Source organism: Paenibacillus thalictri, assembly GCF_004307995.1.
Classification (GTDB): Bacteria; Bacillota; Bacilli; order Paenibacillales; family NBRC-103111; genus Paenibacillus_AF; species Paenibacillus_AF thalictri.
The window spans coordinates 125,669-147,878 of record NZ_SIRE01000021.1; the positions used below are offsets into that span (position 1 = coordinate 125,669).

Annotated in this window: 17 protein-coding genes; 12 read left to right on the forward strand and 5 right to left on the reverse strand. The window is 53.9% G+C overall.

What is annotated here, in order from left to right; genetic code table 11:
• Nucleotides 1-11 precede the first annotated feature (11 nt).
• Together EYB31_RS26995 and nikC are read right to left on the reverse strand one after the other, a co-directional pair.
• Nucleotides 12-932 (reverse strand): ABC transporter permease, encoded by a 921-nt coding sequence (locus EYB31_RS26995; protein WP_131016640.1) that lies wholly within the window; start codon nucleotides 930-932, stop codon nucleotides 12-14.
• Nucleotides 933-948: 16 nt separating this feature from the next.
• Entirely contained in the window at nucleotides 949-1,851 is a 903-nt protein-coding gene (nikC, locus tag EYB31_RS27000; protein ID WP_131016550.1) for a nickel transporter permease, read from the reverse strand.
• Nucleotides 1,852-2,220: 369 nt separating this feature from the next.
• Here nikC and EYB31_RS27005 point away from each other — a divergent pair, with 369 nt between their 5' ends.
• The 9 genes from EYB31_RS27005 (at nucleotide 2,221) to EYB31_RS27045 (ending at nucleotide 14,271) form a co-directional block, all read left to right on the forward strand.
• On the forward strand, nucleotides 2,221-3,777 hold the full coding sequence (locus EYB31_RS27005; protein WP_131016551.1) for a glutathione ABC transporter substrate-binding protein: 1,557 nt from the start codon (nucleotides 2,221-2,223) through the stop codon (nucleotides 3,775-3,777).
• 54 nt (nucleotides 3,778-3,831) lie between these two features.
• The gene (locus EYB31_RS27010; RefSeq protein WP_240762907.1) at nucleotides 3,832-4,788 is read left to right on the forward strand and encodes an amidohydrolase family protein; all 957 of its coding nucleotides are present in this window, start codon (nucleotides 3,832-3,834) and stop codon (nucleotides 4,786-4,788) included.
• Between the two features lie 18 nt (nucleotides 4,789-4,806).
• Nucleotides 4,807-6,285, forward strand: a complete 1,479-nt coding sequence (locus EYB31_RS27015; protein ID WP_131016553.1) for a sulfatase family protein — start codon at nucleotides 4,807-4,809, stop codon at nucleotides 6,283-6,285.
• 365 nt (nucleotides 6,286-6,650) lie between these two features.
• Nucleotides 6,651-8,060, forward strand: a complete 1,410-nt coding sequence (locus EYB31_RS27020; RefSeq protein ID WP_165452646.1) for an ABC transporter substrate-binding protein — start codon at nucleotides 6,651-6,653, stop codon at nucleotides 8,058-8,060.
• A gap of 85 nt (nucleotides 8,061-8,145) precedes the next feature.
• On the forward strand, nucleotides 8,146-9,039 hold the full coding sequence (locus tag EYB31_RS27025) for a carbohydrate ABC transporter permease (RefSeq protein ID WP_131016557.1): 894 nt from the start codon (nucleotides 8,146-8,148) through the stop codon (nucleotides 9,037-9,039).
• A 16-nt stretch (nucleotides 9,040-9,055) separates the two neighbouring features.
• The gene (locus tag EYB31_RS27030) at nucleotides 9,056-9,907 is read left to right on the forward strand and encodes a carbohydrate ABC transporter permease (RefSeq protein ID WP_131016558.1); all 852 of its coding nucleotides are present in this window, start codon (nucleotides 9,056-9,058) and stop codon (nucleotides 9,905-9,907) included.
• Nucleotides 9,908-9,944: 37 nt separating this feature from the next.
• The gene (locus EYB31_RS27035) at nucleotides 9,945-12,053 is read left to right on the forward strand and encodes an FAD-dependent oxidoreductase (RefSeq protein WP_131016560.1); all 2,109 of its coding nucleotides are present in this window, start codon (nucleotides 9,945-9,947) and stop codon (nucleotides 12,051-12,053) included.
• A gap of 35 nt (nucleotides 12,054-12,088) precedes the next feature.
• A complete protein-coding gene (locus tag EYB31_RS27040; RefSeq protein WP_131016562.1) occupies nucleotides 12,089-13,471 on the forward strand; it encodes an FAD-dependent oxidoreductase in 1,383 nt (460 codons plus the stop codon).
• Nucleotides 13,472-13,491: 20 nt separating this feature from the next.
• Nucleotides 13,492-14,271 (forward strand): HpcH/HpaI aldolase family protein, encoded by a 780-nt coding sequence (locus EYB31_RS27045; protein WP_131016563.1) that lies wholly within the window; start codon nucleotides 13,492-13,494, stop codon nucleotides 14,269-14,271.
• Here EYB31_RS27045 and EYB31_RS27050 read toward each other — a convergent pair.
• The 3 genes from EYB31_RS27050 to EYB31_RS27060 form a co-directional block, all read right to left on the reverse strand.
• The gene (locus EYB31_RS27050; protein WP_165452647.1) at nucleotides 14,268-15,044 is read right to left on the reverse strand and encodes a response regulator transcription factor; all 777 of its coding nucleotides are present in this window, start codon (nucleotides 15,042-15,044) and stop codon (nucleotides 14,268-14,270) included. The genes EYB31_RS27045 and EYB31_RS27050 overlap by 4 nt on opposite strands.
• A 60-nt stretch (nucleotides 15,045-15,104) precedes the next feature.
• Complete coding sequence (locus EYB31_RS27055; protein ID WP_131016567.1) at nucleotides 15,105-16,913, reverse strand: cache domain-containing sensor histidine kinase; 1,809 nt, start codon at nucleotides 16,911-16,913, stop codon at nucleotides 15,105-15,107.
• 160 nt (nucleotides 16,914-17,073) lie between these two features.
• Nucleotides 17,074-18,657 carry a golvesin C-terminal-like domain-containing protein gene (locus tag EYB31_RS27060; RefSeq protein WP_131016568.1) on the reverse strand — a complete coding sequence of 528 codons (1,584 nt, stop codon included), beginning with the start codon at nucleotides 18,655-18,657 and terminating at the stop codon, nucleotides 17,074-17,076.
• Nucleotides 18,658-18,907: 250 nt separating this feature from the next.
• Between EYB31_RS27060 and EYB31_RS27065 the strand changes: the two genes are divergently transcribed.
• The 3 genes from EYB31_RS27065 to EYB31_RS27075 all read left to right on the forward strand — a co-directional run bounded on the left by EYB31_RS27065 (nucleotide 18,908) and on the right by EYB31_RS27075 (nucleotide 22,094).
• Nucleotides 18,908-19,981 carry a GDSL-type esterase/lipase family protein gene (locus EYB31_RS27065; protein WP_131016570.1) on the forward strand — a complete coding sequence of 358 codons (1,074 nt, stop codon included), beginning with the start codon at nucleotides 18,908-18,910 and terminating at the stop codon, nucleotides 19,979-19,981.
• A complete protein-coding gene (locus tag EYB31_RS27070) occupies nucleotides 19,950-20,594 on the forward strand; it encodes a helix-turn-helix transcriptional regulator (RefSeq protein WP_131016571.1) in 645 nt (214 codons plus the stop codon). The genes EYB31_RS27065 and EYB31_RS27070 overlap by 32 nt, the downstream gene beginning before the upstream one ends.
• A gap of 102 nt (nucleotides 20,595-20,696) precedes the next feature.
• Nucleotides 20,697-22,094 carry an ABC transporter substrate-binding protein gene (locus tag EYB31_RS27075; RefSeq protein WP_131016573.1) on the forward strand — a complete coding sequence of 466 codons (1,398 nt, stop codon included), beginning with the start codon at nucleotides 20,697-20,699 and terminating at the stop codon, nucleotides 22,092-22,094.
• The last annotated feature ends 116 nt before the right edge of the window (nucleotides 22,095-22,210 follow it).

Sequence of the window (22,210 nt, forward strand, 5' to 3'; positions counted from 1 at the left end):
GGTTCCTCCATTTATTCCATTTCGATCCGTTTGTTAAAGCTGCGGTACAAGATGTCCACGGCCAGGTTGACGAGCACAAAAATGACGGATGCGACCAGCACGCCGCCTTGTACGACAGGCAAGTCGCGCATGCGAATGGCGTCCACGATGAGCCGGCCAAGCCCGTTAATGGCAAATACCGATTCGACAACAACGGTGCCGCCGAGCAATACGCCGAACTGCAGGCCAACTACGGTGATGACGGGAATCAGCGCGTTTTTCAGCGCATGTTTGTAAATGACGATACTTGCTGCAAGCCCTTTGGCTTTGGCGGTGCGAATATAATCCTGGCGGATGACGTCGAGCATGCTGGAGCGCGTCATTCGCGCGACAATCGCCGCTCCCGCCGCTCCCAGCGTGATCGCGGGAAGCACGATATGTTTCCACGTTCCCCAGCCGGCGACCGGAAACAGCTGCATTTTTACGGCAAAACAATAAATGAGCAGCAGTCCGAGGCAAAAGCTGGGCAGCGAAACGCCAAGCAATGCGGCGATCATGATCGTAAAATCGGCGGCGCTGTATTGTCTTGTTGCCGAAACGATGCCGGCCAGCATGCCAAGCACGATTGTAATGGCAATGCTCGCTACGGCAAGTTCGATCGTAACCGGCAGGCGGATCATAATTTCATTCAGCACCGGACGGTTCGAACGTAAGGAGAGACCCAGCTCTCCGTGGGCGACGTCCGCGACATAACGAACGTATTGCGTGATGATCGGCTGATCCAGACCTAGTTGATGGCGGATGCGCTCGATCGTTTCTGTGGATGCGCCGTCTCCGGCAAGCAGCGCCGCAGGGTCGCCGGGCACAAGCTGCATGACCAGAAACACGACCAAAATAACGCCGAGCAGCACCGGAATCATCTGCAGCAGGCGGCGGACGATGTATATGAGCATCATGATTTGTCTCCTTCTAATGTTTCATTCTTGGATCCAGCGCGTCCCGTAGTCCGTCGCCGAACACGTTGAAAGCGATAACAAGCATCGAGATGGCAAGTCCCGGGTATAAAGCGAGCTGCGGCTGTGTAAACAAAAAGTCGCGTCCGCTGCTCAGCATCGCGCCCCATTCGGGAAGCGGCGGCTGCGCGCCGAGACCAAGAAAAGACAACCCGGCCGCCGTCAGAATCGCCGTTGCCAAACGCAGCGTGGCCTGCACGATTAGCGGTGAGGTGATGTTCGGGAAGATGTGCAGGCAGATGATCCGCAGATCGCTGGACCCCAAGGAGCGGATTGCGTCGATATATTCCAGTTTTTTCACCGTTAACGCAGAACCGCGGGCGATGCGCGCAAACATCGGAACGGAAAACGCGCCGATCGCAATCATTACGTTGACCAGACTCGGACCTAAAGCGCTTACGATGGCAAGCGCAAGCAGAATTCCCGGGAAAGCAAGCAAAATATCGATCACACGCATGATGATTGTATCCGTCCATTTGCCGTAATAACCGGCCAGCAGGCCAAGCACGGTTCCGCAGACGGCGCCGATCAGCACGGCGACAAAACCGACGCCCATGGATAAGCGGGCTCCGAGAATAATCCGGCTCAGCATATCCCGGCCTTTATCGTCCGTTCCCAGCCAATGCTCGGCGGAAGGCGGTTTCAGCTTGTTCGGCAAGTCGACGAGAAAAGGGTCGTGTGTCGTAAACAGCGGTCCGAAAAGCGCCGTCAGCACATACACAACGATGATCGCTCCGCCGACCATCGCCATTTTGTTTTTGCGCAGCTTGCGGTAAAACGTTCGCCACTTGCCCGGGCGTGCGGGCGCCGCCGGTATTGGCAGCGCTTGCTTGGACGATTCCGCATAATCGACATTCATGATGATAACCTCCTTTGGTTACGTTCAACGTTATCAAAAATAAAGGCGTTGTAAATACGGTTTTGCCAATCCGTAAAGATACATTAAATAGTGGTAAAGATTGTGTAAATCAAAGTTCGTACGAGCCGTGAGCATGCTTGCGGCGTGCGCCCCGGAAACGGTTTAAGCTGTTTTATCGCTGCCGGAAACATGGTAAACTGGAGGACAAAACGCGCAATGACCGGAGGGGACACGAATATTAAGCGCACGACGACAAGGCAACATATAGGTCAATATTGTTTAAATACATGTAAAGATTATGAAACTCGGCCGTCTTAAATTTCTCTATGATGTAAAGAGAAAGATCAATTCATGCAAAGGGGAGTTTCCATGAAAAAACAAATTGTTAGCGCTTTCTTGATTGTTGCCCTCACTTTGGCCGGCTGTTCCTCCGGCAAGACGACAAGCGAAGGCAACGCGGGTGCGGCCGCTGCGCCGTCTAAAACCGGGGGGACGCTGGTGATCGCGCGCTTAAGCGACGCCAATAACCTGGATCCGCATTACAGCAATCAGAACGAATCCAACTCCATCGTGCTTCATAAAGTGTACGAAGGGCTTGTCCTGCTGGACAAAAGCAACAACTTTAAGCCGCTGCTGGCTACCGAATGGAAACAATTAAACGACGTTACGTGGGAATTCAAGCTTCGCCAGGGCGTAGCTTTCCATGACGGTACCCCTTTTAATGCCGAAGCGGTGCGTAAGACGGTCATGCGCGTGTTGGATAAAAACCAGCCCACTTCCAAAGCGCAAAACTTCAAAATGATTTCCGAAGTCAAGGTGATCGACGATTATACGGTCCAGCTTGTGCTGAATTATCCTTACGCGCCGCTGCTTTCCCTGCTGGCCAGCGTAGAGGGAAGTATCTTTAGTCCGGCGGCAATCGACAAGTACGGTAAAGAATTATCGAAAAATCCGGTTGGCACCGGTCCGTTCCGCTTTGAATCGTGGACGCCCGGACAAGAAATCGTCTTGGCCCAAAACGACAAGTATTGGGGCAACAAGGCGAAAATCAGCAAAGCCGTCTTTAAGGTTGTACCCGAGGATACGACGCGGATCGCGATGGTGGAAACGGGAGAAGCTCAGGTTGCGGAACAGCTGCCGATCACCGAAATCGAGCGGATTAACGCTTCTTCCACGATGAATGTCGGACGTTTTGACGCCTATCGTGTCGATTATATCGGATTTAATACGAAGAAAAAGCCGTTTGACGATCCGCGGGTGCGTCAGGCGATCTCGTACGCGGTGGATAGGGAGTCGATTGTCAAAGGTGTATTTAACAATGTCGGCAAATTGACCAACTCCATATTGGGCCGGGACGTATTTGGCTACAGCTCCAAGGTGGCGGGATATCCGTACGATTTGAACAAAGCGAAACAACTGCTGGCCGAGGCAGGTTATCCGAACGGCTTCAAAACGACGGTGTTTGTCAGCAACGACAAGCAGCGCGTGAACGTGGCGGAAGTGCTGCAGTCGCAATTAAAAGGCATCGGCATCGAGCTTCAATTAAACGTCATGGAATTCGGAGCTTATCTTGATGCGGCGGTTAAAGGACAGACGGAAATGTTCGTCAGCAGTTGGGCCAACGCCACGGGCGATGCCGATTACAGCCAATTCCAGTTGTTTCACAGCAGCTCCTTCGGCCAACCGGGCAATCATACGTTTTATTCCAACAAGGATGTGGACCAGCTGATTGAAAGCGGGGGAAGAGAATCGGACCCGGAGAGACGCAAGCAAATTTATGAAAAAATTCAAGAGATCGAAAACCGCGACGCGGTGGTCATTCCGTTAAGAAGCACGGAAAGCTTGGCGGCGATTTCGAAGAAAGTGGAAGGCGTCTGGATCAGTCCGTCCGGCTACATTGAAATTAATGATGTGACGATGAAATAAACCGGAGTATCGGATGCGAAGGAGTGAATTCACATCAAACGAACCGTGATTGACATGCATACGCATTTTGTGCCGGAGCGTTATCGGCAAGCTGCGGGGAAAAGCAGTCAGGTGAGCGGGAACAAGCTCATACTGCCGGAATGGAATGAAGACATGCACTTGGAATTTAATGATCAAATGGGAATTGATACAGCGATTGTTTCGTTATCTTCGCCTTTTGTCCATCTCGGGGACGATCGCGAAGCTGTGGAATTAGCCCGGATCGTTAATGAACGGGGATTTGAGCTGGTAAACAAATACCCGGATAAGTTCGGTTTCTTGGCAGCTTTGCCTGTCCCTTATGTAGAGGGCGCGCTTGCCGAGCTTGACTACGCCGTTCATGTATTAAAAGCCGACGGTGTGATGCTGCCGACAAACAGCCGGGGAGTGTATTTGGGCGATCCCTCCTTCGAACCGCTGCTGGAAGCGCTGAACGCCCGCAGCAGCGTTGTATTCATGCATCCGGCGCAGCCCAGCGCGATACCGTCTAACGTACTTGCCGGCGTTCCGGTTTCCATGATGGAATTTTTCTTCGATATTACGCGAGCCGTTGCCAACTTATTGTTTACGGGCAGCTTTGAGCGTTATCCGCATATCCGCTGGATCATGCCGCTAGGCGGAGCGGCCCTTCCCGTCTTGGCCGACCGGATGCAAGCGGCTGCCGCAACCATGGGGTCACACGGACAGGATCAGGAAAACAAGCCTTTGGACGTATTGGGGACGCTGCGGAAGCAGCACTACGATCTTGCCGGTTTACCGATCCCACGGCAAATCGCCGCCCTTCGCCAATTGGTTCCGTCTTCCGCCATGATGTACGGCAGCGACTGGCCGTATAACAAACTTCCAGGCTGCCGCAACCATCTTGACACGTTAATGAACAGCGGAACGTTTACGGAAGATGAGCTGGAGCAGCTGTTCAGCAGCAATCCGCTTCGGTTTTTTACGAGGTTAGCCATTTTGTACGCAACATGAAAGTGGGTGTGGAAAAATATGGGTAAAAATCCGCATATCGTGATTATCAATCCCGATCAATGGCGCTGCGATGTGATGGGCCATATGGGCAATCCGGCCGCTGTCACGCCGCATCTGGATCGGCTAGCGCGGACCGAAGCCGTTTCGTTCCGCAACGCATTTTGCCAAAATCCGGTCTGCACGCCAAGCCGCTGTTCGTTCATGAGCGGATGGTACCCGCATGTGCGGGGACATCGCACGATGCATCACATGATGCAGCCGGATGAGCCCGTGCTGCTCAAGACGTTAAAAGATGCCGGCTACTACGTCTGGTGGGGCGGCAAAAACGACCTGGTGCCCGCGGAGAACGGCTTCGCGGATTATTGCGACATCAAATACCAGCCTGCCGTGCCGCCGCGCCGGGAAACCAATCTGTATGTCAACGACGCATGGCGAGGCCGGCCGGAAGGCGACAATTACTTCTCTTTTTTTGCAGGCAAGCTGGAAAAAGCGGAGGATGAGCAGATTTATTATGACAGAGACTGGGCGAATGTGCTCGGAGCGATCGAGATGATCCGCCGTGCGCCGGCCGATCGGCCGCTGTGCCTTTATTTGGCGCTTAATGTTCCTCATCCGCCGTATGGCGTCGAGGAGCCGTTCTACAGTATGACCGACCGGAGCAAGCTGCCGCCGCGTATTCCGGCCCCGTCCGGCTGGGCGGGAAAACCGAGCATACTTAAGGGCATTTGGGAAAAGCAGGGGATGCAGGGATGGACGGAGGAACGCTGGAACGAGCTGCGCGCGACGTATTACGGCATGTGCGCCCGGGTTGACCGGCAGTTCGGCATGGTTATGGACGCATTGCGTGAGGCGGGAATATACGACGATACGGCCGTGTTTTTCTTCTCCGATCACGGCGATTTTACCGGCGATTACGGGCTTGTGGAAAAAACGCAAAACACGTTTGAAGATTGTTTGACACGTGTGCCGTTTATGATGAAGCCGCCTAAGGGCGTCCCGGTGAAACCCCGAATTAGCGAAGCGATGGTGGAATTGATCGATTTTCCCGCGACGGTGGAAGCGTTGCTGGGGATCACTCCCGGACATACCCACTTTGGGCGCTCGCTCCTGCCGGTGATCGCGGGGGAGACGGACGAGCATCGCGACGCCGTGTTCTGCGAGGGCGGCAGGCTGCACGGCGAGGAGCATTGCATGGAGAAGGAACACGGCGCGACCGGCGGCGCTGCGGGGCTGTATTGGCCGCGGATTCAGTGGCAGCAGCAGGAAGGGCCTGAGCATACGAAAGCGGTTATGGTCAGAACGAAACGGTACAAGTATGTACGACGTTATGATGAGCAGGACGAGCTGTATGATTTGCGGTGCGATCCCGGAGAAAACGTAAACCGGATCGGTGACCCGGCGCTGGCTGAAGTCGTGGCGGAGCTGAAGGAGAGATTGCTTGATTTCTTTCAGGAAACTTGCGACGTTGTGCCGCACAAGGCGAACAAGCGGATGTAACCTAATTCGGTTGATGCGCAGCCGGTGTTACAGCTTGAGCGGATAACCCATCACATAGGGGGTAGAGAAGCGATAGCACCTGCTTTTAAATAAACTGAACAAAAGAACTTTCAGGAAAAACGGAGTGCAGTGGAGAAAGGGAATTGTTTTAGGGACACTCCCCCCTCATTACGCGCAAAAAAATAACTTATCGCACCAAACCGTCCGTTCGCCGGACGGTTTTTTTGTATGTAAAAGAACGCATCGCTTGCCCGCCCGATGATAAATTTGTGCAACAACTGCAAGATTGTACGATTATCGCGGCCTGCAGACCCGTGTTACATTGAGCTTGCAAGCGAAAATATGTTGAAATGGGGGACAACGCAGTGAAGAAGATCGGGGTCAAAAAAGGGTTATCGCTTCTTATGACGGTGCTGATCGCATTTGCCGGTTTAGCCGGCTGCAGCCGCAGCAGCGGAGAAAACGCAAGCAATGCGCCCAAAGCGGCAACCGGAAGCCCGGCGGCAAGCGAACCCGCGGTTACGATCAAGTTTTGGTCATATCCGAAGTGGAACGGCATTACCGGCAAAGAACCCAACGGCACGCTTGGCGATTGGGAAGCGGATGCGGCGAAACGGTTTATGGCGCTTCATCCGAATGTGAAGATTGAGACTGAGTTCCTTAATGCCAAAGGCGGACCGGAGAAGGTCGCGATCGCCATTCAGTCCAATTCCGTGCCCGATGTGCTTGGCGATTCGGATATCCGGCTGTTCGAATATGCGCAAAAAGGACTGACGGTACCGATCGGCGACTATCTTGACGCGGATTATATCGCAGATTATCACGAGAACGTTTGGAAGCAGACGACCATTGGCGACGGAAAACATTATTATTTGCCATGGAGCGTTTCGCCGCAAATTTTGATGGTGAATCGCACCTTGTTTAAGCAAGCCGGCGCGGACGATCTTCTGCCTAAGAACAAGGAGCGCACCTGGACGATCGAAGAGTTTGAATCCGCTATCCGAACGGTATCCTCGAAGTTGAAGGGAGTTTACGGCGTAGGGATGTTCGGCGATACGACCTCCGGCGACGCGTTTTTGCTGAACTGGATCTGGAGTTTCGGCGCCAGGACCTTTGATCCGACTTACAGCAAAATCGCGCTGAATAACGAAAAAGGGCTGGCCGGCATGAAGTTCCTGCAAAAATTAGTCACTGACGGTTTGGCCAATCCGGGAGCCGCCGGCATCAAGCAGGCTGACGCGCTGACGTTGTTTAATCAGCAGAAGGTGCTTACCATTCAGGGAGCCACTTTGCAGTATGCCCGCACAGCCAGTGCGATGAAGCTTGGGGAATTGAATAAATTTGAACTGTATGTCACCACACCGCCTAATGCCAAAGGCGAGCAGCCGACCTCTTTTATGACGACGTACGGATACGGCGTGTTCAAAAATACGGATGCCAACAAGCAGAAATGGGCGATCGAATTCGCCAAATTTCTCGGAAGCAAAGAAAATGCGGCGGCCGTCAAAGCTTCGGAATCGCTTTCCACGCGTAAATCGATGGACAATATGTACAACGACAGCGATGATGAAAACACCAAATTTGCGGCTCAAGTGACACAATACGCGGTGGACGGAGGTTTGGCATCGCCCGGCTTCAATAAACAACGTGCGATTTTCTCCAAGCAGCTTCAGGCCATGTTCACGGGAGCCGCAACGCCTGAGCAGGCGCTGAAGAAGTTCGAGGAGGAAGCAAACAAGGCGATTGCCGAAGAAATCGCCAAGCTGAAGAAGTAACATGAGCCAGCCTGCGCCTTAAGCATCCATAGACCGAGCGGCGCGGAATCGGAAACGAAACCGGTTTCGCTTCGCTCACCCAGAGGTGACCGATCAATTGACGATGTGGTGGAAACAATGGAAGCGGAACGTTCCCGGTTATTTGTTTATCGGGCCTTCGCTGATTCTCTTTCTTGTTTTTCTTGCTTACCCGGCCGTCGAAGCCGTCAGAATCAGTTTCTACAGGCTGACGATGTCGGAAAACGAATTTATCGGGTGGGATAATTTTCGCAAGCTGTTCCAAGACGATACGTTTCTTATGGCCTTTGGCAATACGTTCAAATATGTGCTGTATATTGTTCCGGTCTGCGTGGCCTTCTCTATTCTGATCGCCGTGCTGATTCACAGCATGAGCGAGAGGTGGGCGGCCTTCTACCGCGGCGTCTTCTACATCCCTGTGGTCGCTTCCGTAGTATCGATTTCGCTGGTATGGGCTGCCGCTTTCGAGCCGGTCATCGGCATTCTCAATTATTTTTTGTCGGTGCTTCACATGGCGCCGGTGACATGGCTGGCCGATCCGAATACCGCATTTTTCAGCTTGGTCTTCATCATTATTTCGTGGAGTGTCGGACAGCCGATCATTTTGTATTCCGCTGCGCTTGGCGGAATCTCCTCCGAATATTACGAAGCCGCCTCGATGGACGGGGCGGGACGTTTACGCAAATTTGTGAACATCACATGGCCGCTCGTGAAACCGACAACGCTGTACATTTTGGTCATTACAACGATCCATGCGTTCCAGACGTTTGCCGTGATCAACCTGTTAACCAAAGGCGGGCCTTACGGCACAACGACCTCCGTCATTTACGAGCTGTATCAGCATGCGTTTGTGTACACCGACTTTGGTTACGCCTCCGCGATGGGCACCGTGCTTTTTGTTCTCATCGGCATCGTCTCGTATTTCCAATTCAGGTTCATGACAGCCAAGATCGAGTTCTAAGAGGAGGTGATCGGATATGGGGATCAAAATAACAGGCAAACGAAACGGCACGGATGTATTTCTATGGCTTGCGGCTCGAATCTTCCTGCTGCTTTGCGCAGTTGTCTGGTTATTTCCTTTCTATTGGGGCATTACCGGATCATTCAAAACGGAGCAGGCATGGTTTGCCATTCCGCCGCAGCTGTTTCCGCACGACATGTCGTTTCACAACTATGTGGAGCTGTTTGGCAAAACAAAGATGGACCGCTGGTTTCTGAACAGCTTGGTCGTTTCGCTTGGCACAATGACGCTGGTATGCGCGCTTAGCTGTATGGCGGGTTATGCCTTCGCCAAGCTGGAGTTTCGGGGAAGGAACGCAATATTTTACTTTATGATTTCGATGATGATGCTGCCCAAGTATGTACTGCTTGTTCCACTGTTCCGCTTAATCCGCGACTTGGGCTGGTTCGACACATACATGGGTTTGATCGTACCGGAGGCGGCAGTACCGTTTGGCATATTTCTGATCCGGCAGTTTATGGCGGGCATACCGAAGGAGCTGATGGAATCGGCGAGGCTCGACGGCTGCAACGAATGGTCGGCGTTCTGGAGAATCGTTATCCCGCTTTCCGCTCCGGCCATCGCGGCCCTCGCCATCTTTGAGTTTGTGAAGTCATGGAACGACTACGTCTGGCAGCTGATTATTATCAGCTCGGATGCCATGAAGACGATGCCGCTTGGCGTGGCCGGGCTGCAGCAGGAAAATATGGTCCAATACGGAAAAATGCTGGCTGGAGCGACATTATCCGCGCTTCCGATGATTCTGGTATTTATCGCTTTTCAGAAATTTTTCACGCGGGGCATCACGGTAGGCGCGGTCAAAGGGTAGAAGTCGCGGAATCGCACAACAAATAAAGGAGAACGACATGACGCCAATTCATTCAGTAACGGCAACTTACGATGTTGCCGTATTCGGCTCCACGCCATGCAGTATTGCCGCAGCGCTTGCCGCAGCGGGTTTCGGCCGGAAGGTAGCTTTGATATGCGGGGGCTTGCATTTGGGAGGCATGATGTCGAGTGGCCTCAGCATTACGGATTTGCGGTTTACCCATGCCTTCGGAGGCATTTTCCGGGCATTCGCGGACAAGGTGCTTGACTACTATACCGAACGTTACGGAAGTGATTCCCAGCAGGTGAAAGATTGCAATGGCGGTATCTGGTTCGAACCGCACGTCGCCGAGACGGTATTTGAGCAAATGTTGTCCGAGTTCAGTTCCATTGACATCTTCCGGGACTTTCGGTTGTCGGAGGCTCTAACGGAAGGCGGCTCGCTAAAGGAAATCCGCTGCGTTCACCGCGCGTCAGGTGAAACGCAGGCCTTTCGTGCCGGCGTTTTTATCGACGGCAGCTACGAGGGGGATTTGGCCGCGGCGGCCGGGGTGAAATACCGTGTCGGCCGTGAAGGGCGGGAGGCGTACCGTGAGCCGTATGCCGGATTTATTTTTCTCAAAAATCCCGGCTTGCAGGTGCTTGAAGGCAGCACGGGGATCGGGGACAACTTGATTCAGGCTTATAACTACAGGTTGTGTCTGACAAACCGGCCCGATGTTCGTGTCGCGCCGCAGAAGCCTGACGCATACGACCGCGAGGAATATGTGCCGCTTATTGCCTTGGTTCGCGACGGGGACGTAAAGCAATTTAATGACGTGATCCGTCTTGCCCCGATTCCAAACGGCAAGTTCAACGGCAACAACCGCTTGATCCCGGTCAGCCTCGATTTGCCGGAAGCCAACACGCGATACCCTGAAGCGGACGAAGAGGGCCGGGCCGCGATCATTGCACGATACAGATCGTATATGACGGGGCTGCTGTGGTTTCTGCAGCATGATGCCGAACTGCCTGCCGCGTTCCGCGAGGAAGCGGTAACCTGGGGATTCTGCAGCGACGAATTCGCGGGCAACGGCCATGTGCCCTATGAGCTTTATGTCCGGGAAGCGCGGCGGATCGTCGGCAAAAAAACATTCACATCGCTTGACGCGTTCCTCGCGCCCGGCAGTGAACGGACTCCGATTCATGACGATTCGGTCGCCGTGGGAGATTACCATGTCGATTCCCATATCGTACAGCGGAAACAGCCGGGCTGGCCGCAAATCGAAGGCCATGTGTATTTGCGTCCGATCTCCAGGCCTGCCCATATCCCGTACGGGGTCATCGTGCCTGAGGGAATCGAAGATCTGCTTGTTCCCGGCGCGCTGTCGGCAACGCATCTCGGCTTCAGCGTGCTGCGCATGGAGCCGCCTTGGATGGCGCTGGGCCAAGCGGCCGGGACGGCCGCGCATCTGGCGCTGCAGCAGGGAACGCCGCCGTCCGCCATCGAGGTGAAGCGGCTGCAGCAGCTGCTGCTGGATAGCGGACAAGTGATCAGCTTTTTCTACGACGTTCCCGGTCCCGACCCGGTCTGGTGGGCGCTCAATTTGCCGGGAGAGCGGACGAGGCTAGACAGCAACGCTGAAATCCGGCCGCCGGCGAGCTGCAACAAAGGGCTTCAATACTTTTGTACCAAAGGTTTTTTCTCCACTTATCATGCCCGCCCGTACGATCCGGTTACCCGTTCCGAAGCGGCACGCTGGCTTTACGCTTATCTTGACATGGAAAACCCGGAATGGAAGACGGGGGATAACGGGGAACAGTGGTTTGACGACATGGACGAAAGCCATCCGGACGCCGAAATGGCGGGCCGGCTTAGGGCGGCGGGAATTATCGAGCCGTGGCTGCAATCATCCGGATTTTATCCGGGCGCGGCGCTTTCCAGGAAAGACGTTTGGCGCTGGATCGCAAAGACGGCGGCTTATTTGCAGGGCGCCGGGCCGGGTGGCGATAAAACGGATCCGGCTGCGGAGGAATGGATGCGGCGCATTGAAGCACGACATCTTCCGCTCAGATGGAGGAAAGATTGGGGTTTAAACGATTTGTTTTATGCGACAAGAGAGGAATTTTGCGAGCTGCTTTACAACATTCATATGGCGGATGAATAAAGGTCCGGCCGGCGAAAACGATAGGAGCGTAAGAGATGCTTAAACAATACGGATATGATGTGGTCGTTGTCGGCGGTGGAGCAACCGGCATCGTGGCGGCCATGGCAAGCGCCAGAGCCGGAGCAAAAACGGCGATCGTCGAATACAACGGTTTTGTAGGCGGAAACGTCATTCCAGGGCTGCCGCTGCTCGGATTCCACAACAATAGCGGCCAATTGATCGTCAAGGGGATCGCTTACGAAATTGCCCGAAAACTTCAGGAGATGGGTGCGGCGACATCGTTTTACATGGATCCGATCACAAGTGATGTGCTTGGCGTCGATCCGCATTGGTTCAAATATTTGGTCACGAAAATGCTGCGTGACGACGGCGTGGATTTTTTCCTGCACAGCATGCTGACGGATACTGTCGTGGAAGACGGCCAAGCGAAAGGCGTGGTTATCCAGAACAAAGAAGGGACGCAGCTTCTTGCAGCCAAGCTTGTCATCGATTGCAGCGGAGACGGCGATGCGGCTGTCAGGGCGGGGGCTGATTATGTTTACGGCCGCCGTTCGGACAATAAAACGCAGGTGTCCTCGCTTGTTTTCCGGGTTGGCCAGATCGACTTTGCGCCGCTGGTGAAGTTTTTCCGGGAGCATCCGACGCAGATCCGGCCTTGGGACATGAGCGAAGAAGTGGTTTCGAACTTGCTGGATCAGATGGACGAAGCCGAGGTGTTTGTGCTTGGCGGTTTCCAGCAGTACATCGAGCAAGCGATTGCCGATGGCGTCGATTTTCCGCGGGCGAATCTGGTCGGCGTGTGTATTCCGAAATTTAATCAAATGATTGTTGTCTCCAGCAGGGTGGAAAATGTCAATCCGAACGACAACCGCAGCTATTCAAACGGAGAAGTGACCGGCCTGCTGCAGATGAAGGAAGTTTTCGATTTTCTGAAAACGTACGCGCCCGGCTTCGAGCAGGTGCAGCTTCTGGATACAGCTCATCAGATCGGCATTCGGGAAAGCCGCCATATTGTGGGCGACTATTTGCTGACTGGCGAAGATTTGACGACGGGCCGGTTTTTCGACGATGTCATCTGTTTGGGCGGATACCATATGGACATTCATATCCCGGGCCAATCGAAAACGATTGCGTCAACGAAGGTGGGCACTTACGAAATCCCGTTTTCCTGCCTGCTTCCCAAAGGGCTTGACGGCATGATTGTTGCGGGTAGGCCGATTTCGGCCACACATGAAGCGATGTCTTCGACCCGGGTGATTCCGATTCAGATGGCTCAAGCGGAGGCCGCAGGCACAGCGGCAGCGATGTGTGTTGAGCAGGGAATATCCGTACGTAATCTTGATATCGCCGAGCTGCAGAAGCGGCTGATTTCGTTAGGGGCGGAGCTGGGGCAAGGCATTGGCAGAAGAACATTCTGAACGGGGAGGTGGGACCGGCTATGTATCCCAACCGGTTACAACAAAAGCTGCGTAGCGGGGAGGTGGCGTTTGGCGCGGCGATTCAGATTGACTCTCCGTGGCTTGTGGAAATATGCGGTTTGGCCGGGTTCGATTACGTCCTGCTGGACGGGGAGCACGGATTTGCGGCCTATCATATGCCGCAGCTGATTGTTGCCGCCAATGCATCCGGGATCACGCCGATCGTGCGGGTGCCGAATCACGACCGCGGGTTGATTTTGCCGGCGCTTGACGCCGGCGCCGGGGGCGTGCATGTCCCGATGGTCAATGACGCGGCGCAGGCCAAAGCGCTTGTGCACGAGATGAAATACGCGCCGCTGGGCGAACGCGGTTTCTCGCTGGCGACACGCGCATCGGGTTACGGCTCGCTGACGCAGGACGAACACGTCAGACGCGCAAACGAGGAGGCGCTCTGCATCGTCACGCTCGAAACGGCGGAAGCTATCGCCAACGCCGCGGAGATCGCCGGCATACCGGGCATTGATCTTATTTTTATCGGCCGCGACGATCTGACGGAATCGCTGGGCGCCGCAGACCGCGGAGCACCCGAAGTCCGCGAGGCGATCCGGCGGACGGTGGAGCAGGCGGGCGGCAGAGTGGCGGTCGGAACAACCGCCTTCTCGGAAGAAGACGCCAAGCTGATGATTGAAACCGGAGTCCGCTTCCTGCTCACCGGGACAACAAGGACGATCCGTCAGGCGCTGGCGGATTCTTGCGCGGCCCTGCAGAGCGGAGCGGCGAAAGCTCAGAGGTTGGATTAGAGACGATTGCGCAGCACTTGGTTGACGTATTCATTGGGTGTCATTCCCGTCCGGGCTTTGAACACCCGGTCGAAATAGGTGATATTGCTGTAGCCGACCATGTAGGCGATCTCGTAGATTTTGTAGCCGCCTTGCTCCAGCATTTTTTTCGCCAATTCCGTACGTACGCCGTTCAGCAGGTGGACGAAGTTGACGCCAAGCGTCTTCTTGAACAGCAAGCTGACATAGGTGGGCGTTACGCGGAATGTTTCAGACAAATCGCTTAACTTCAAGTTTTTCATATAATTCATGCCAATATAACGCAACATTTCAATCATGACGGGATGAGATACCTCTTGGCGGGCAATCATCCCGTCGATCAATTCCATTCCCATGGTTGGCGTCAAATCGGCTTCTGCGGACGCGGATGTTACTTGTCTATCGAACAACTCCTGCAAGGCGTTTTCATCCAGCGGCTTCAGCAGGAAATCGGCGACTCCGTAACGCAGCGCCTGCTGCGCATATTCAAATTCGGAATGTGCCGTAACAATGACCGATTTTGTTTGTGGCGCACGTTTGCTCTCATAAAGCCTCTGCACCAGCTGAAGTCCGTTCATGACAGGCATCCGAATGTCGATGAAAGCGAAATCGGGCTGCAAGAGCTCGATTTTTTGCAAACCGTCCTGCCCGTTCCGCGCTTCAGCCACGACACTGATGTCCATATCCAATTGCTCCAGCAAATACATCAACCCTTTGCGGATCGTATCTTCGTCATCCACCAGGACGATTCTCATTGTGTTCATCATCCTCCAAGTAGTCACACCAGTTTGTTCACCGGTCTTTAACCCTGACCATCACTCCATTTCGGCCTCGACCGGATCGACCGGATCCTCTTGCAGAAGCCTGATGCGGACGGATGTCCCTTTGCCGGGGATGCTTCTCAAATAAACGTCGCATCGTTCTCCGTAATACAGGAACAGCCGCGAGAGGGCGTTCACCATACCGATCTTGTCCCGCCCCAAGGATTGGATGTTATCGTTGGTCACAAATTGATTCAGCTCGCCGGGGAACCCGCAGCCGTTATCTACGATTTCAAAATAAAGCGCATCTTTATCCAAGTAACTGTTGACATGCAGGATGCCGCCCGATTCAATGTCCTGAAATCCGTGAAGAATCGAGTTCTCAATGAACGGCTGCAGGATTAACCGATGGATACGAAGCTGATGGACGTGGACGTCGATTTGGAAGAAAACTTCGAACCGGTCCTGGAACCGCAGCTGCTGCAAATAAATATAACGTTCCAGCCATTGCACTTCTTCCTTGACGGTGACTTTGCCGCTTGTGTCCGAAATGGTGTACCGAAGATTGGTGGAAAGCGCAAACAGCATTTTTCCAACCTTCTCATTCCCGTCTCTGATTGCAGTGAACCTGATCGTATCCAACGTGTTGTACAGAAAATGGGGGTTGATCTGGGCCTCGAGCATTTTTTTCTCGCTTTCCGCCATGGCCAGCCGGTTTTTGTAGTCTTTGTTGAACAACTCATGGAGACGGCTCATCATTTTATTGAAGCTAAAGCTCAGCCGCCCGATCTCATCGGTTGTGCTGACGGGCACCCTCGTGTCGAACGGCTCCTTGACGCTTCCACTCATGACCTGCGCGAGGTTGACGAGCGGGATCATTTTGCGGTTGAAATAATATAAGGAAACGCAAATCAGCAGGAGCATCAAGATAATAAGGATAACGTTAATGTTCAGGATGTAGGCCATATTTTCGGAAATAAGATACGAGATTGGAATCATATGAATCAGCTTCAGCGAAAAGCGGTCCAACGTTTCGTAGACGATCAAATATTGCTGTCCGTTCAGCTTTGTTTTGAAGGAGCCGGCGGAAGGCCCCGTGTCGATCGATTGCTGAATCTCCGGAGGCAGGCTGCCGTGCTCCGCCGTCTGAAGCCGCGAGTCGTAAATCATATTGCCGCGCAGGTCGCTAATGACAAATGCGCTGTTATCGTTAAACGAAGACTGCCCGATGACGTCTTTCATCACATTAAAGTTGAAATCCATCAGCACCACGCCGATTGGATCGGTGGAGAGCTTGATCAGGCGCGACATGGAGAACAGCGGATCGGTCGGCTTCTGAATCGGCAGCGTTGTGCGGATAATATGGATTCTGCCGCCGGCTTGCACGGTTTCCCGGAACCAAGGTTCGCCTACCGGGTTATATTTTGTTTGCGGCGCATAGTCGATCCATACGCCGTTGAGATAGACGTAGATCAGGTTTCCGTTTAAATCATAATAATAGTAGTTGAATACGTCCGGTCTCGAATTGGACATGTTGCGGAACAGTTTCTCAAAACGCGGCGTGACGACGCTTCGGACGTTGGCGTTTGTCGTCAAATCGGGACGGGCGAGCAGCGCGGACAGATCGGGTTCATAATAAAGCGAAAGGGTCAGGCTCTCCATTTGCCGCAGATGAACGTCCACCAGCTCTTTGGAATAATGCAAAATTTTCTCGGAATGATCGATCGAAGTCGCCATGGACGAGTTCCACCAATACGTCGATGTAAGCGCATACGATACGATGAAGGGAACCGCTGTCAAGGCCAAATAGCTGAACGCGATTTTCCATACCAGTTTATCCTTCAGGCGATTTGTCCGTTTCATGACATCCCCTCAAACATGCGATAATTTTCTTAAGTATACATGATAAATCGAAATTTGTGGAAACATCGCTTCACGTTTCGCTCGCTGTGAGCAAGTGCAAAACCCTGTACGGAACGGCAAAGGAGCCACCGGATTGGAAGGTCCGGCGGCTTCTTAAGACTTAAGGAGCGAGCTCGAATTTCACGGCGTCTGCAACCGTGTAGCCATTATCGGTGGCCAATATTTTTACGTTAGGTGCGGAAGCGGGAGTCAGAGAATAGGTGCCGAGCAGAACCCATTTGCCGTTATTGGTTTGTTGGTTTACGGTCACCGAGGTATCCGTACCGCCGTCGTGGACAATTCGCAGCGGAGCGGCGTCAGGCCGGTTGGTTGCTGTTGTCCACCGCATGTAGATGCGGTAATTCCCGGCTGTCGTGAGAGTTGGCGTCCAGGCCGCCCACCTTGCCGAAGTATCCGCTCCGCTTGTTCCGTCGGTCACATAGTTAGCGCCCAAATATCCGGCAACGATGGTTGATGCCACCCACGGCGCGTTAGCCGAGAAGCCGGGGTCGGTATTGTCTACGACTATGGGCACGGTATTGTTTGGCGCGCTCCAGGCGATGCGGGTCACATAAATCCGGTTTTTGCTGGTCGAAGTGCGCTGCCATTCCGCGGATGTGATTAGGCTTGTATCCCGGGAGGCGGCAGCCGCTCCGAAATTGCCCAGATCGTCCTTACCCGGAGAAATGGGCATTACGATGTGTTCGCTTGACTTCACCAGTCTAAGCGTCGATGTATTAAGCTCCGACATCCATAACGGCGCCCGGTTGCGAAAAATGCCCGTATTGCTGGAATCAACCCTTGTGTAGACCAGGAATAAACCGCCACTGTGCGTAACCCAGCGCATCTGGGTATCGACACTTTGCACCGAAGTGCCGTCCTCCCACTTCACATTTACGGCGCTGGCGAAATTGACGCCGTCGGAGCTTGCCGCGATCCGGTTGGCGGTCGTTGTATCGCGGATCGCCAAATAATATTGGCCGCCGTAATAGGTTAGATGGGCTTCCCCGCCCGTTCCGCTGTTTGCGACTACTGGCCCCATGTTTGTGATCGACAGCGCTGTGCCGTCAAAAGTCGCCGTTGCGATCTGCACGCCGCCGAGCATCATCGGCCAAAGGATCGTTCCGTCCGGTTTGACGAACGGGTAAGCGCCGGTCGGGTTGTAGTTTTCATAAGCCGTTATGACGGTGTAATCCGGGGCCCACGTATCCGTCACCGGGTCGTATACGGTATAAGCCGGATAACGGGTGCCGGCAATAACGCCGGACGAATTGTAACACACGATGTTGCCAAAGACGATCACTTTACCGCTGGGCGGATGATAGACCGGCACGGCGCTTGCCATGATGCCCATGTAACCGTTAGGCATCATGCGGCGGGCATAAGGCAGTTCGGTCAGCGCCGACCAGGTTGCGCCGTCGTCGGCGCTTGTCATGAAACCTATGCCGAACATGGCATCCGTGCCGGTTACAGTTCTTTTCACCACGGTCATCAGTTGTTTGCGGCTGGCAGCGCCGGGCTCAATGGCCGTGGAACGCGGCTGCACCCAGGCATATCCGCTTGCAAGACTGAGACTGTCCGCGACCAGGTTAGTCGTGACCGTATAGGCCGGGGCGCTTTCCGCGACCGGCAGAAGCCCGCAGGTCATTGCGGCAAATACGAGCCACGCGCATAAGGTGATTTTGACTTTTTTTTGAATCGACATCAAACAAACACTCCTTTTTTGTTAAAATAATGATGAGAGCGTTTACTAGAAGGGAATGGTCTTGCCAGCGTAACTTCAGTATGGCAGAAAAGCGAATGGCCGGGTACAGGAATGAATTGACCGGATGCATGATGTTTATGACTGAAAAAAAGTGCAGAAATCGCAAATCTGTATGATTCCCGTATGAGGCGTTTTGCCTTACAATAGGTGAAAATAAGTGAAATTTGATGAATCAGGGGGATGATGGATCATGAAGTGGATGAGTGCGGAAACGGCGGGAATATGCGATTGGGCGGTGCGGCACGCGGAGGAGAACGGAACATGCCGATTGGCCCGGCTTCCTGCAGAGTGGCTGGGGCGCTTCCCGGGTGAAATGGCGAGAACGGCGGTGTACCCGACAGGACTGGAAATACGGTTTCGCACCGATGCCGATGTGCTGCAATTCGCTTATTCGTTCCGGCGGGCTCCAGGGGCGGGAGGACAGCAGCTTGCCGTTTATACGCAGCATGCCGAACAAGAATACGAGCTGCGCGACGGAGAATACACGGAATTAGCCGTCAAACCGGCGGGAAAAGGGCTGCGGTCGGTACGGATTGTACTGCCTTGGAAAGGGGAGTTGACGTTTCACGGTATCGGAGTGGGCTCGGAATTTCAATACGAGCCGGAAGCCGATGACAAGCGGCCGCGAATTTGCTTCTATGGTGATTCCATCACGCAAGGATCGTACGCGGGCAGCCCGCTCAGCACGTATCCTTATCTTGTCGGGAAGATGTTGAATGTACAGACGGTGAATCATGGGTATGGCGGCGCCGGTTTTCCCGACCCGGCCATGGCGATACATCTGGGACGGGACGTGGCTTGGGATGTATTGTGCCTGGCGATCGGGACCAACTCGTACGGGAGAGGGCTGGAGAGCGGCGAAGAATATATGGAGTTATTCCGGACTTTTATTCACACGGTAAGAAGGTATAAGCCGCATGCGCCTTTGCTTTGCGTATCGCCGATCTGGCGGGGGAACTCCGACGGGCGTGGAGAATCGAACCGCAGGGGGAGCCAACTTGCCGATTACCGGCGCTCCATCGAAGCCGCCGTTGCTGAACTTCAGCAAAGCGATAAGCATCTTGCGATCTTGGACGGGATGACATTGATCGGCGGGCCTGACGGATTAACCGGGGATCTCCTCCATCCGGACGACACGGGAATGGAGAAAATCGCCGTTGGCGTTGCGAACTGTCTGGATCGTTGGCTGCACTTGAGCGGGCCTCAATACGCTGCCGAACGGGAGGCAGGAGATGACGGAACAAGAAGCGATACGAACGCTTAAAGGCGCGCTGCTGCAAGGCAATGAAGACGTGGCGGTCGAGGCGCTGCGGTTTCTTTCGGCAAGACGTTTCGTGCGGCCTGACGGCAGCGAGGATGTAGAGGAGCTCGCTTTCTACCTCGGCGGCATTCTGATCCGCATTATCCACGTCAGCGGAGGAACGATCCGCGAAGCGGCCGGTACCGATCCGGCCAGCCTCTTTCCGATGTGGGGGGTAAGCGATAAGATCAACTGTCTTGCCATATTCGAGAACGTGGTTCGCCGCTTGGCTTCATCCGCTTCTGCGGATGGAAGGAATGGCAAAAAAGCTACGGTAAGAGGCATTCTCGTTTATTTGGACAACGAGCTGACCAACCCGAACTTAAGTTTGCGGATGGTAGCGGATCATTTCGGCATGCATCCGTCGTATTTGAGCCGGATGTTCAAGCAGGAGCAGGGAATGGCCTTTTCCCGTTGTCTTCAATCCAAACGTTTGGAACGCGCCAGAGCGATGCTGCGCGAAGGCGCTTCCGTCCTGGAAACCGCTGCCCGCCTTGGCTACTCAGACCGCAACCATTTCTGCCGTCTGTTTCGGCGATATTGGGGGACGCCGCCAAGAACGTTGAGACATCGTTAATAGGGAGCCAGCTATCGTAAATTGGTTTCCTGCAGCTGCCGAACGGTGTATGATAAATGAAGGTATTGCAGCGGATCAGACGGTATCGGGGAGGAAACGGTCGTGAAAAAAAGTGCGGACGGCAGGAGGCGCTGGGCGCTCCCGTTGATGCTTGCGGCGGTTATTGGATTATCCGCCTGCACGGGGACTGTCAATCGTTCCGATCATGCCGGAGATGGGGTTGCGCAAGCGGAAAAAGTGACACTGACGTTCTGGTCGTACCCGAAGTGGCTGGGTATTGCCGGGACGGAACCAAACGGAACGTTGGGGGATTGGGAAGCCGATGCCGCCAAACGTTTCATGGACAAGCATCGGAATGTGAAGATCGAAACGGAATTTCTGAATCCCAAAGCGGGGCCTGAAAAGGTTGCGATAGCGATCCAAACCAACTCGATGCCGGACGTGTTGGGGGATTCGGATATCCGCTTGTTCGAGTACGCACAGAAAGGGCTGATCGTGCCGATCGGAGACTATTTGGACAAGGAATATACGGATGACTATTACGAAAACGTGTGGGCGCAGACCGAACTGCGCGACGGTAAACATTATTACCTGCCTTGGAGCATTTCGCCGCAATGGCTGATGGTCAACCGTACGTTATTCGAAAAGGCGGGGGCCGCCGGATTGCTGCCGGTTAATGAGGACCGGAGCTGGACGACGGATGAGTATGTGGCGGCGATTCGCAAAGTTTCGGCGTCGTTAAGCGGCGTTTACGGAGTCGGACTGTTTGGGGACACAACCTCGGGCGACGCCTTCTTGTTGAACTGGATTTGGGGATTCGGCGCCAGGACGTTCAGTGCGGATTACTCCCGCATTACTTTAAACAATCATCAAGGGATCGCCGGGATGAAATTTTTGCAAACAATGGTCGATGAAAAGCTGGCTAACCCCGGAGCGGCGGGCATTAAGCAGGCGGACGCGCTCGTTTTGTTTAACCAGCAAAAAGTGGCGACAATCCAAGGCGCGACGATTCAATACGCACGTATGAAAAGCGAGATGGCCAGAGGTGATGTCGAGAAGTTCGATATTTATGTCACGGCGCCTCCACATGCCCCTGGCGAACGGGCGACCTCTTATATGACGACCTACGGCTACGGCGTATTCAAAAGTGAGGATCCTGTGAAACAGAAATGGGCCATCGAGTTTGCCAAATTTCTCGGAAGCAAAGAAAACGCGGAGGCCGTAAAGGCCAGCGAATCGCTTTCCACACGCAAATCATTTGCGGATATGTACAAGAATAGCACGGACGAAAATGTAAAATTCGCAGGAAGATTAACCGACTTGGCCGTGGACGGCGGTTTGGCGGCACCGGGCTTCAACAAACAAAGGGCGATTTTTGCCAAAAAGCTTCAATCCGCATTTACGAAGGTTTTGACGCCCGAGCAAGCATTACAACAATTTGAAGATGAAGCAAATGAAGTTGTTAAGCAAGAGCTTATGGCGTTGGAAAAACGCGGCTGAAGCGGGCCGTTCAAGCGTCGCGCAATCATAAGGAACACTTGTTTGTTCGCAATAAAACAGCCCGGGCCGCTCCGGGCTATTTGGCATGTATGAAGGAAAATAGCGATTAGAATGCG

Excerpts from the sequence above, each read along its gene's own strand:
- EYB31_RS26995 (WP_131016640.1), bottom strand. The coding sequence starts at position 932 with ATGCTCATATACATCGTCCGCCGCCTGCTGCAGATGATTCCGGTGCTG.
- nikC (WP_131016550.1), bottom strand. The coding sequence starts at position 1,851 with ATGAATGTCGATTATGCGGAATCGTCCAAGCAAGCGCTGCCAATACCG.
- EYB31_RS27005 (WP_131016551.1), top strand. The coding sequence starts at position 2,221 with ATGAAAAAACAAATTGTTAGCGCTTTCTTGATTGTTGCCCTCACTTTG.
- EYB31_RS27010 (WP_240762907.1), top strand. The coding sequence starts at position 3,832 with ATGCATACGCATTTTGTGCCGGAGCGTTATCGGCAAGCTGCGGGGAAA.
- EYB31_RS27015 (WP_131016553.1), top strand. The coding sequence starts at position 4,807 with ATGGGTAAAAATCCGCATATCGTGATTATCAATCCCGATCAATGGCGC.
- EYB31_RS27030 (WP_131016558.1), top strand. The coding sequence starts at position 9,056 with ATGGGGATCAAAATAACAGGCAAACGAAACGGCACGGATGTATTTCTA.
- EYB31_RS27035 (WP_131016560.1), top strand. The coding sequence starts at position 9,945 with ATGACGCCAATTCATTCAGTAACGGCAACTTACGATGTTGCCGTATTC.
- EYB31_RS27040 (WP_131016562.1), top strand. The coding sequence starts at position 12,089 with ATGCTTAAACAATACGGATATGATGTGGTCGTTGTCGGCGGTGGAGCA.
- EYB31_RS27045 (WP_131016563.1), top strand. The coding sequence starts at position 13,492 with ATGTATCCCAACCGGTTACAACAAAAGCTGCGTAGCGGGGAGGTGGCG.
- EYB31_RS27050 (WP_165452647.1), bottom strand. The coding sequence starts at position 15,044 with ATGAGAATCGTCCTGGTGGATGACGAAGATACGATCCGCAAAGGGTTG.
- EYB31_RS27055 (WP_131016567.1), bottom strand. The coding sequence starts at position 16,913 with ATGAAACGGACAAATCGCCTGAAGGATAAACTGGTATGGAAAATCGCG.
- EYB31_RS27060 (WP_131016568.1), bottom strand. The coding sequence starts at position 18,657 with ATGTCGATTCAAAAAAAAGTCAAAATCACCTTATGCGCGTGGCTCGTA.
- EYB31_RS27065 (WP_131016570.1), top strand. The coding sequence starts at position 18,908 with ATGAAGTGGATGAGTGCGGAAACGGCGGGAATATGCGATTGGGCGGTG.
- EYB31_RS27070 (WP_131016571.1), top strand. The coding sequence starts at position 19,950 with ATGACGGAACAAGAAGCGATACGAACGCTTAAAGGCGCGCTGCTGCAA.